Below are 10175 nucleotides of genomic sequence, written 5' to 3'. Positions count from 1 at the left end.
TTAAATTCAATAAGTGCCATAAGAGCCTCCTAAAATTTTACATTAATATATGTAACAACAAGAGTGTATTTTACTATAGATATAGGAAAATGTCAAAAATGTTTGAAAATTCAATCATAATGTTCGCCTTTTAACCGATTACACATAGCAAAGGTATCTCAAAAAAGAAGGAAAGCTTGTCTATCAGTGTGATATCTATAGTAGAAACTTGGTCCTTGACCTAATTTTTGGTATAATATGTTTGATATGTAAAGTTTTTTTCTACTTTGCAGAAATGAAATGACTTAAGAAAACCGATGAGGTGTTTATATGAAAAAAATTCTAGTTGTTGATGACGAAAGACCAATTTCGGACATCATCAAGTTTAACCTGACAAAAGAAGGTTATGAAGTGGTTACGGCTTTTGATGGTCGTGAAGCTTTGGAGCAGTTTGAAGCTGAGAATCCTGATTTGGTAATCTTGGACTTAATGTTGCCTGAATTGGATGGCTTGGAAGTTGCTAAGGAAATTCGAAAAACAAGTCATACACCTATTATCATGCTTTCAGCTAAGGATAGCGAGTTTGATAAGGTTATCGGGCTAGAAATTGGGGCAGATGACTATGTGACGAAACCATTTTCTAATCGTGAATTGTTGGCACGTATCAAAGCTCACTTGCGTCGTACAGAGACTATTGAAACAGCTGCAGAAGAAAGTTCTAACTCTGGCAAGCAGGAGATTTCAATTGGTGAGTTGATTATTGTTCCAGATGCGTTTGTTGCTAAAAAACGTGGAAATGAAGTCGAGCTCACACACCGTGAATTTGAGTTGCTTTTCCATCTGGCAACTCACATGGGACAAGTGATGACGCGTGAGCATTTACTTGAAACTGTTTGGGGTTATGACTATTTTGGTGATGTTCGTACGGTTGACGTAACCATTCGTCGTCTCCGTGAAAAAATTGAAGATACACCTAGTCGTCCTGAATATATTTTGACGCGTCGTGGTGTTGGTTATTATATGAAGAATTATGACTAGTATTGGCTTAAACATCACAAGCTTTGAACTAGCCTTACTCTTTACGCTCCTCTTTGTGGCTTTCTACTTTATTTTTCTTGCATATCGTGATTATCGACGAGTCAAAAATATTCGAAAGTTGACCAAGAGGGTCAAGTCCTTAATGGCAGGTAACTATAACGAGAAGTTACGCTTAAAGGGTGATCCAGAGCTTTTAGAGCTAGCTGACAGCTTGAATGATTTATCGGATGTCTTTCGTTTGACGCATGAAAATCTAGCCCAGGAAAAAAACCGCTTATCATCAGTCCTTTCTTACATGAGTGATGGGGTTATTGCGACAAATCGTCGTGGTCAAATTACCATGATTAATAGCACAGCTCAGCGTTTGTTGAATCTAGATTATGAAACAGCGACACAGATGTCCATTTTAGATTTATTAGATGGTGAAAATCCCTATACTTATAGTGAATTGCTCTCTAAGACTCCTGAAATTCATTTGTCACGTCGAGATGCCAACGATGAGTTTGTGACCCTACGTGTTAACTTTGCCCTTATTCGTAAAGAATCAGGTTTTATCTCAGGTCTGGTTGCCGTTCTTCACGATGCTACTGAGCAAGAAAAAGAAGAGCGTGAACGCCGACTTTTCGTCTCAAACGTTAGTCATGAGTTGCGTACACCTTTGACTTCTGTAAAATCCTATCTGGAGGCACTTGATGATGGAGCTCTCGATGAAGAGATTGCCCCTAACTTTATCAAAGTTTCTTTGGATGAGACCAATCGTATGATGCGAATGATTTCTGATCTCTTGGCACTGTCACGTATTGACAATAAGAGTACCCAACTTGACGTTGAGATGACCAATTTCACGGCCTTCATGACCTATATCTTGAATCGTTTTGATCAGATTAAAAGTCAAGAAACCAATACAGGTAAAACTTACGAAATCATTCGAGATTACCCAGTAAACTCAATTTGGGTGGAGATTGATACAGATAAGATGACCCAGGTCGTGGATAATATTCTTAATAATGCTATCAAGTATTCGCCCGATGGTGGTAAGATTACAGTGTCTATGAAGACAACTGATTCACAGTTGATTGTTTCTATTTCTGACCAAGGTTTGGGTATTCCTAAGAAAGATTTGCCTTTGATTTTCGACCGTTTTTACCGTGTTGATAAGGCAAGAAGTCGTGCCCAGGGTGGAACTGGTCTTGGCTTGTCCATTGCAAAAGAAATTATTAAACAACATAAGGGCTTTATTTGGGCTAAGAGTGAGTATGGTAAAGGTTCAACTTTTACAATTGTACTTCCATATGACAAGGATGCCATGATGGTTGATGAATGGGAGATGTAGTAAAAATGACCTCAGATTTAGGGTTTAAATATAGTATTTTGGCTTCAGGGTCAACTGGTAATTCCTTTTACTTGGAAACTCCAGAGAAGAAGATTCTTGTAGATGCTGGTTTGTCTGGTAAGAAAATCACAAGTTTGCTAGCTGAGATTGATCGTGATCCGAGTGATTTGGATGCAATCTTAGTAACACATGAACACAAGGATCACATCCATGGTGTAGGCGTTTTAGCTCGTAAATATGGCATGGATATATACGCTAACGAGAAAACCTGGCAGATTATGGATAGTAAAAATATGCTAGGCAAGATTGATAATAGCCAGAAACATGTTTTTTCTCGTGATAAGCTTCTGACCTTTGGAGACATTGATATTGAGTCTTTTGGAGTTAGCCACGATGCTATTGATCCACAGTTCTATCGCTTTATGAAAGATGGAAAGAGTTTTGTCATGTTGACGGATACGGGTTATGTTTCTGATCGTATGGCAGGTATTATTGAAAATGCCGATGGTTATCTGATTGAGTCCAATCATGATGTTGAAATCCTTAGAGCAGGTTCATATCCTTGGTCGACCAAGCAACGTATCCTCTCTGATCAAGGTCACTTGTGTAATGAAGATGGAGCGGATGCTATGATTCGTACCATTGGTAATAAAACTAAAAAGATCTACTTGGGTCACCTTTCCAAAGAAAATAATATCAAGGAGTTGGCTCACATGACGATGGAAAATCAGTTGGCACGTGCTGACTTTGGTGTTGGAACTGACTTTAAAGTTTATGATACCTCACCAGACACAGCGACTCCACTGACAGACATTTAAAAATAGCAGAAGAGCTGCACTAATACGTTTAGTGCAGCTTTTTAAAAGGAATGTATTTATGAAAGTAATTTATCTCTCGTTAGGGTTTGTCTCGCTCGGTTTGGGAATTCTTGGGATTCCTCTTCCTATCTTACCCACAACACCTTTTCTACTTTTAGCCATTGCTTGCTTTGCTAGAAGTTCCAAACGTTTTGAGAAATGGTTATATCAGACTAAATTATATCAAAGTTATGTAGCTGATTTTCGAGAAACCAAATCAATTGCCAAAGAACGAAAGAAAAAGATTATCATACAAATCTATGTTTTGATGGCAATTTCAATCTTTTTTGCCCCTATACTATGGGTGAAAATCGGACTCTTTTGCCTGACGGTCTTCATCACTTATTATCTCTTTAAGGTTATTCCTGATAAAGACTAAGCTATCATCAAAAAATGAGACATCCAAGATGGAGTCTCATTTTATATATTATTAATGTTTGCTACGTAATTTCTTACGGAGTTTATAGGCAAAATTGGCTGGTCCGTAAAGAGGGCTAACTGGAAGATTGAATTCCCCAATGAATTGTTCAATACGTGGGTTAAATTTGGACTTAAAATTATACAAGCCACCATCAAGTGAATTTTCAATTCCCCCCATGTTTTGCCACTCAGCACCACGCTCAAAGGCGTGATTAGCTGTTTCATACCATGTCAGGATAGCTGGTTGATAACGGCGGTAGTCTTCATCCATTCCTGCATAGATATTCTCAGACGTCTTGCCAAATTCAAGAACAAGTGTTCCTGAAAGTGGGACCGTTTTATTCCCAGCATCAACCTTTTCTTGAAGAAAGTCAATTTCTTCTTTAAGTCTTTTGTGCTCTTGCTTATTGTTCTCGATTTTTCCTGGTTTAGTTTTTTCAGTGAACTTGGCTGCATCAGTAATGTTCTTTTCGAGTTGCTTATTGAGGTCTTTGAGACGGGCTGGTAAATCAAGTGTTGAAAGTGTAATGTAAGATGACTCTGGATAGGTAGTCAACAACTTCTCATAATAATCAATGCCACGAAGGTGGATGTTCTTACGGGCCTCTGTCTTCTTCATCAAAGATGCGAATGGCTCGAGAAGCTCAGTGCCACCAAATTGGACTGAAATCCCCTTGTTTCGAGCAGTACGAACAGCCTGCTTGGTACTCTTAGAGAGTTGTTCCTCAGTGAAATCTTCCTTATGGATATTAGCCTGGAAACGAGGTTGGATATTTTCAGCCATATCTTCAGTGAGGCCAGTCCATTCAACGCCAAGAGCTTGGATGTCTTTGGCAATTGCCATAGTCTCTTCACGGATTTCAGCTTCTTGTGAAATCAAGTTTTTAGTCACAAAGAGGCTTGGGTCAAATTTAACAAAAAGGGCACGCTTTGTTTTGGCATATTTCTTAAGTGAAGCCATGACAAAGGCAAGTAGTTCTTTATCCTTGTAATCCATGATAGGTCCGCGAGGAATATAAATCATAGAAAAACCTAGAGGAAGTGGCTGAATAAGGACACTAGCGACAGCAACGAGATTACCGTCCTGGTAGAAACCAAGGCGATCATTTCCCCAACTATCTTTGATTTTTGCCCATGAACTACTCTGTAATAAATTCGTTTGAGGACTGTCTATAACAAAGCGGTCATGCTCAGAAGTACTGAGTCCAGTTTTATAGGTATACATATTAGTCTAGAACCCACTTTCTAATAGCGTAAGCGACACCAGATTCATCATTTGATTTTGTGATGTGTTTCGCAATTTTCTTCAATTCAGGATTACCATTTTCCATAACAACAGGAGAGCCAACGACTTCAAGCATAGCACGGTCATTTTCTTCATCACCGATAGCCATCGTTTCTTCTTTAGAAAGACCGAGTTTCTCAGCAAGATGGGTTACAGCGATACCTTTGTTGGCTGTTTTCTTGAGAATTTCTAGGTAAAATGGTGTTGATTTTACAATAGTAAAGCGGTCATAAAATTCCTGTGGAAGTTTAGCAATAGCTGCATCAAGAATTTCAGGTTCATCAATATACATGGCCTTAACGAATTCCTTGTCAGCTACCTCTTCAGGTGTACGGTAGTAAATTGGCATATGAACAAGTGTAGATTCATGAACTGTGTAGCGACCAATGTTTCGATTACTTGTGTAGATACCATCTTTAGTAATAGCGTGAGAATGAACGCCAAGCTTATTAGCCAAAACCTCAATGTCAAGATAGTCTTCGTATGAAAGTGTCTCACGGATCAATTCATTACCAGTAGAAGTTTCTTGGACAAGCCCACCATTAAAGGTGATGACATAGTCTCCGTCTTGATTGAGATTAAGCTCCTCAAGAAGTGGAAGCACTCCTGGAATAGGGCGACCAGTCGCAATAACAACCTTTACACCAGCAGCTTTAGCATCTTGAATCGCTTGAAAGACCTCCGGTGTAACTTGACGTTGGCTATTTAAAAGCGTTCCATCAATATCAACAGCAATAAGTTTAATAGACATAATAATTACCTGTTTCGTTTAGTTAGTTTCCCTTCTATTTTACTAAAATTTAGGCGCTTTGTCATAGTTCTTCCTGAGAAAAGTGTTATTATCTCTTTGAAGAGGTGGATTAGGTAAGAATTGCCCAAATGCTTTTTAATTGGTAAAATAAGGTCAGACAAATAAAGGAGAGATAAAATGATTCGAGCAACCAACCAATTGACGGAGCAAGAACGGAAGGCAGCAAAAGCATTGATTGCTAGCTGCCAAGCCCATGATCAAACCTTTCGAGAACCTTATCTCTCCAATATGCTTAATTTTGATTCCAATATGCCGGCCTTTTTCCTCTATTGTCAAGAGGGAGAGTTGCTTGGCTTATTAACGGTTTATGCGGATGATGAGGACATTGAAGTGAGCATCCTAGTGGACCCTAGTCATCGTCGCGAGGGTATTGCCCATGCGATGTATAGAAGCTTTGAAAAAGAAATGGCATCTTACCCTATTCGCTCAGTGACCTTTCAGACGGAGCGTGTTTTTCTCGATCATCATCCTGATTTGGCAAGTCATTGGGATTTGGTTGAAGATGAAGAGACGGAAACCTGGCTAGGGAGAGACAGAACACCATATGCTCTGGATTCCTGTTCAGATGTCAAGGTGCTCTTAGCTGAACCTTCTTACCTAGATGCAATTGCCCATCTCCACCACCAAGCCTTTTCTGATGCAGAGCAAACACTCGAAGTAAGTCGCAGATACATTATAGAGGCATTGAAGGACTCTGATGGCCTACTTTACATCCTCCTCAAAGAAGGTCAAGTGATTGGAGTTTGTACGGTCGATTTATCTGGGAATAGCAACTACCTTTATGGACTTGCCGTAGCAGAAGCCTATCGTGGCCAAGGCTATGGAAGCTATCTGGCAAAATCAGTCGTCAATCAACTCATTGCGCAAAATGACAAGTCCTTCCAAATTGCAGTGGAAGATAGCAATGTAAGTGCCAAACGCTTGTATGAAAAGATTGGCTTTGTCAAACAAACCCAGGTGGTTTACTTGAAGCAGAAAGGGTAAACGCAATGTTGAAACTCTCTTTGAGGTTAGAGTTGCTATCGTCTTAAGTAAAAAGTAGTTTTAGAACAGAAAGGAGTAATTAATGGAAATTAAAATCAAAAACAAAATTAAAGTAGGCGATCAAACGGAGATTATCGAAGAAATCCACACTTGTGAGGTTATGGAAAAAGGAGATTATACCTATCTTGTTCACCATAATTCGGAGAAAGAAAAAGTGGTTATTAAGTTGAATCAGGATGAGCTAGTGATGACACGCTTTTCTAATCCTAAATCCATTATGCGTTTTTCTGCTAAAGTACCTGCCTTGGTCCACATTCCGACACCGCTTGGTACCCAGCATTTTCTGACAGACACTAGTTTATTTGCCCATGACCCAAATGGACAGACAGTTGATATTCATTATCAATTGAAACATCCAGAAACAGAAGACGTTTTTGCTGATTATGAATTAGAAGTTTCTTGGTTTTAATTTTTGAAAAAATAGAATCATTTTGCTTGAATAAAGAATAATTTATGATAAAATGTTTAGTACAAATAAGGGAGTAGCAGGTGGCTGTAATCATGAGATTTGATTAACAGTTGCGATTATGTCGTCATTACGAAATTTTATATTTCCGGCATATTCTTAAACAGCGAGACTTGTTTTTTATTAAACAAGTCTCTTTTTGTATGATTTTTTATATAAAAAGAGTCTTGTTAGCCATTTTTCCCTATAGAGAAGGAGGAGATTATTTTGTCTAAAGAACAAAGTAAAACCTTGTTTTACACACAAGGAGAGGAAGAAGTCCTAAAAAACTTGGACACTTCTGTTGATGGTTTGTCTACTGCACAAGCCAAGGAACGTTTAGATGCCTATGGCTATAACGAGTTGGATGAAGGTGAAAAACGCAGCCTCTTGTCAAAATTCATCGATCAGTTTAAAGATTTGATGATTATCATCTTGCTTGTCGCTGCCGCCCTTTCTGTTATTACAGAAGGTATGCATGGTTTGACGGATGCCTGCATTATTTTAGCCGTTGTTGTTTTGAATGCAGCCTTTGGTGTTTATCAAGAAGGACAAGCAGAAGCGGCTATTGAAGCCCTCAAAAACATGTCTAGTCCTATGGCTCGTGTGCGTCGTGATGGGCATGTCGTTGAAATTGATTCACGCGAATTGGTTCCTGGAGACATCGTTTTGCTTGAAGCAGGTGATGTTGTTCCTGCGGATATGCGCTTGCTTGAAGCTGCCTCACTCAAGATTGAAGAAGCAGCCCTTACAGGTGAATCTGTACCAGTTGAAAATGATGTTACAGAGACAGTTGAAGCAGAGGCGGGTATCGGTGACCGTGTGAATATGGGTTACCAAAACTCTAACGTTACTTATGGTCGTGGTACTGGGGTTGTAACCAATACTGGTATGTATACTGAGGTCGGTAAGATTGCCGATATGCTGGCTAATGCGGACGAATCACAAACGCCATTGAAACAAAGCTTGGAGCAATTGTCTAAGACCTTGACTTATCTTATTGTCGCTATTGCTTTGGTGACATTCTTGGTTAGTGTCTTCATTCGTGGCGAACAGCCTCTTGAAGGCTTGATGGTTGCCGTTGCTCTTGCGGTTGCAGCCATTCCTGAAGGTTTGCCTGCCATTGTAACCATTCTTTTGTCACTTGGGACAACGGCCCTTGCTAAACGCAATTCGATTGTTCGTAAATTGCCAGCTGTTGAAACCCTTGGTTCAACAGAAATTATCGCATCTGATAAGACTGGTACCTTAACCATGAACCAAATGACTGTTGAAAAAATCTATACAAACGGTCAATTGCAAAACGCTTCTACGGAACTTGGTGCAGACAATACAACCCTTCGTATTATGAACTTTGCCAATGATACTAAGGTAGACCCAGATGGTAAACTAATCGGTGATCCAACCGAAACAGCTCTTGTTCAATTTGGTTTGGACCACAATTTTGATGTGCGTGACGTCTTAAAATCAGAGCCTCGTGTGGCAGAGTTGCCATTTGACTCTGACCGTAAGCTCATGTCTACTATCCACAAAGAAGCGGATGGTACATACTTTGTAGCTGTTAAAGGTGCGCCTGACCAATTGCTCAAACGTGTGACTCGAATTGAAATCAATGGTGAGGTCCGCCCTATCACAGATGAAGACAAACAAGCTATCCTTGCAACTAATAAAGACTTGGCAAAACAAGCCCTTCGTGTCTTGATGATGGCTTATAAGACAACTAACGAAATTCCTACCTTGGAATCTGCAGTTGTTGAGTCTGATTTGATTTTCTCAGGTTTGGTAGGTATGATTGACCCAGAACGTCCAGAAGCAGCAGAGGCTGTCCGTGTCGCTAAAGAAGCGGGGATCCGTCCAATCATGATTACAGGTGACCACCAAGATACAGCAGAAGCAATCGCTAAGCGTCTTGGTATCATCGATCCAAATGATACGGAAGATCATGTCTTTACTGGAGCTGAGCTTAATGAGCTTTCTGATGAAGAATTCCAAAAAGTCTTCAAACAGTACTCTGTCTATGCGCGTGTGTCTCCTGAACACAAGGTTCGTATCGTTAAGGCTTGGCAAAATGATGGCAAGGTTGTTGCTATGACAGGTGATGGGGTTAATGATGCGCCTTCACTTAAGACAGCTGATATCGGTATCGGTATGGGAATCACAGGTACAGAGGTTTCTAAGGGAGCTTCAGATATGGTTCTTGCCGATGATAACTTTGCGACAATTATCGTTGCCGTAGAAGAGGGACGTAAGGTCTTCTCAAATATTCAAAAATCAATCCAATACCTCTTGTCAGCCAACATGGCCGAAGTCTTCATTATCTTCTTTGCCACACTGTTTGGTTGGGATGTGCTTCAACCAGTACACCTTCTCTGGATTAACCTAGTCACTGATACCCTTCCAGCTATCGCACTTGGGGTTGAGCCGGCTGAACCAGGTATTATGACTCACAAACCTCGTGGTCGCCAATCAAACTTCTTTGATGGTGGTGTCTTCGGAGCGATTATGTATCAAGGTGTCTTCCAAACTATCCTTGTTCTTGCGGTATATGGTTGGGGCCTTGTCTTCCCAGAGCATCATACGCAATCAGAAATTCACGCAGATGCCCTTACAATGGCCTTTGCAACACTTGGACTAATCCAGTTGCTCCATGCCTTTAACGTTAAATCTGTTTATCAATCAGTCTTTAAAGTTGGTCTCTTTAGAAATAAAACTTTCAACTGGGCAATTCCAGTGGCCTTCGTTCTTTTGATGGCAACTATCGTAGTTCCTGGATTTAATAACCTTTTCCATGTGTCACACCTGAGTCTGACACAATGGCTTGCGGTTATTGTAGGTTCCTTCTTGATTGTGGTATTGGTTGAATTAGTCAAAGCTATTCAACGTGCCCTTGGTAAGGATAAAAACGCTATTTAAGACATAAAGTCAGAGATAATGGTCTCTGGCTTTTTCTTATCACATCTTGA

The 10175-nt window shown here is 40.0% G+C and carries 9 protein-coding genes; 7 read left to right on the top strand and 2 right to left on the bottom strand.

Features of this window, described 5'->3' with window-relative positions:
* The first annotated feature begins 309 nt into the window (after window positions 1-309).
* The 4 genes from yycF to HMPREF2979_RS08910 are packed head-to-tail and all read left to right on the top strand — an operon-like array spanning window position 310 to window position 3586.
* The gene (gene yycF / locus HMPREF2979_RS08925; RefSeq protein WP_070656315.1) at window positions 310-1017 is read left to right on the top strand and encodes a response regulator YycF; all 708 of its coding nucleotides are present in this window, start codon (window positions 310-312) and stop codon (window positions 1015-1017) included.
* Complete coding sequence (gene vicK, locus HMPREF2979_RS08920) at window positions 1010-2350, top strand: cell wall metabolism sensor histidine kinase VicK (protein ID WP_070656313.1); 1341 nt, start codon at window positions 1010-1012, stop codon at window positions 2348-2350. The genes yycF and vicK overlap by 8 nt, the downstream gene beginning before the upstream one ends.
* A 5-nt stretch (window positions 2351-2355) precedes the next feature.
* Entirely contained in the window at window positions 2356-3168 is an 813-nt protein-coding gene (locus tag HMPREF2979_RS08915) for an MBL fold metallo-hydrolase (RefSeq protein ID WP_013990680.1), read from the top strand.
* Window positions 3169-3226: 58 nt separating this feature from the next.
* A complete protein-coding gene (locus tag HMPREF2979_RS08910) occupies window positions 3227-3586 on the top strand; it encodes a YbaN family protein (RefSeq protein ID WP_070656311.1) in 360 nt (119 codons plus the stop codon).
* 51 nt (window positions 3587-3637) lie between these two features.
* Here HMPREF2979_RS08910 and HMPREF2979_RS08905 read toward each other — a convergent pair whose 3' ends face one another.
* Window positions 3638-4852: an aminoacyltransferase gene (locus HMPREF2979_RS08905; RefSeq protein WP_070656309.1), complete on the bottom strand. Its 1215-nt coding sequence runs from the start codon at window positions 4850-4852 to the stop codon at window positions 3638-3640.
* Window position 4853: 1 nt separating this feature from the next.
* The gene (gene yidA, locus HMPREF2979_RS08900; protein WP_070656307.1) at window positions 4854-5663 is read right to left on the bottom strand and encodes a sugar-phosphatase; all 810 of its coding nucleotides are present in this window, start codon (window positions 5661-5663) and stop codon (window positions 4854-4856) included.
* Window positions 5664-5840: 177 nt separating this feature from the next.
* Here yidA and HMPREF2979_RS08895 point away from each other — a divergent pair, with 177 nt between their 5' ends.
* From HMPREF2979_RS08895 to HMPREF2979_RS08885, 3 genes are all read left to right on the top strand, one after another.
* Window positions 5841-6707 carry a GNAT family N-acetyltransferase gene (locus tag HMPREF2979_RS08895; RefSeq protein WP_021144255.1) on the top strand — a complete coding sequence of 289 codons (867 nt, stop codon included), beginning with the start codon at window positions 5841-5843 and terminating at the stop codon, window positions 6705-6707.
* A gap of 82 nt (window positions 6708-6789) precedes the next feature.
* Window positions 6790-7176, top strand: a complete 387-nt coding sequence (locus HMPREF2979_RS08890; RefSeq protein ID WP_002884910.1) for a YwiB family protein — start codon at window positions 6790-6792, stop codon at window positions 7174-7176.
* Window positions 7177-7440: 264 nt separating this feature from the next.
* The gene (locus tag HMPREF2979_RS08885; RefSeq protein WP_070656305.1) at window positions 7441-10125 is read left to right on the top strand and encodes a cation-translocating P-type ATPase; all 2685 of its coding nucleotides are present in this window, start codon (window positions 7441-7443) and stop codon (window positions 10123-10125) included.
* Window positions 10126-10175 lie beyond the last annotated feature (50 nt).

It is taken from the genome of Streptococcus sp. HMSC078H12, assembly GCF_001814615.1.
GTDB classification, from domain to species: Bacteria; Bacillota; Bacilli; order Lactobacillales; family Streptococcaceae; genus Streptococcus; species Streptococcus salivarius_F.
The sequence above is the reverse complement of the archived record's forward strand: the minus strand, read 5'-3'. Positions and strand labels throughout refer to the sequence as shown.

Excerpts from the sequence above, each read along its gene's own strand:
- HMPREF2979_RS08895 (WP_021144255.1), top strand. The coding sequence starts at position 5,841 with ATGATTCGAGCAACCAACCAATTGACGGAGCAAGAACGGAAGGCAGCA.
- HMPREF2979_RS08915 (WP_013990680.1), top strand. The coding sequence starts at position 2,356 with ATGACCTCAGATTTAGGGTTTAAATATAGTATTTTGGCTTCAGGGTCA.
- yycF (WP_070656315.1), top strand. The coding sequence starts at position 310 with ATGAAAAAAATTCTAGTTGTTGATGACGAAAGACCAATTTCGGACATC.
- yidA (WP_070656307.1), bottom strand. The coding sequence starts at position 5,663 with ATGTCTATTAAACTTATTGCTGTTGATATTGATGGAACGCTTTTAAAT.
- vicK (WP_070656313.1), top strand. The coding sequence starts at position 1,010 with ATGACTAGTATTGGCTTAAACATCACAAGCTTTGAACTAGCCTTACTC.
- HMPREF2979_RS08890 (WP_002884910.1), top strand. The coding sequence starts at position 6,790 with ATGGAAATTAAAATCAAAAACAAAATTAAAGTAGGCGATCAAACGGAG.
- HMPREF2979_RS08910 (WP_070656311.1), top strand. The coding sequence starts at position 3,227 with ATGAAAGTAATTTATCTCTCGTTAGGGTTTGTCTCGCTCGGTTTGGGA.
- HMPREF2979_RS08905 (WP_070656309.1), bottom strand. The coding sequence starts at position 4,852 with ATGTATACCTATAAAACTGGACTCAGTACTTCTGAGCATGACCGCTTT.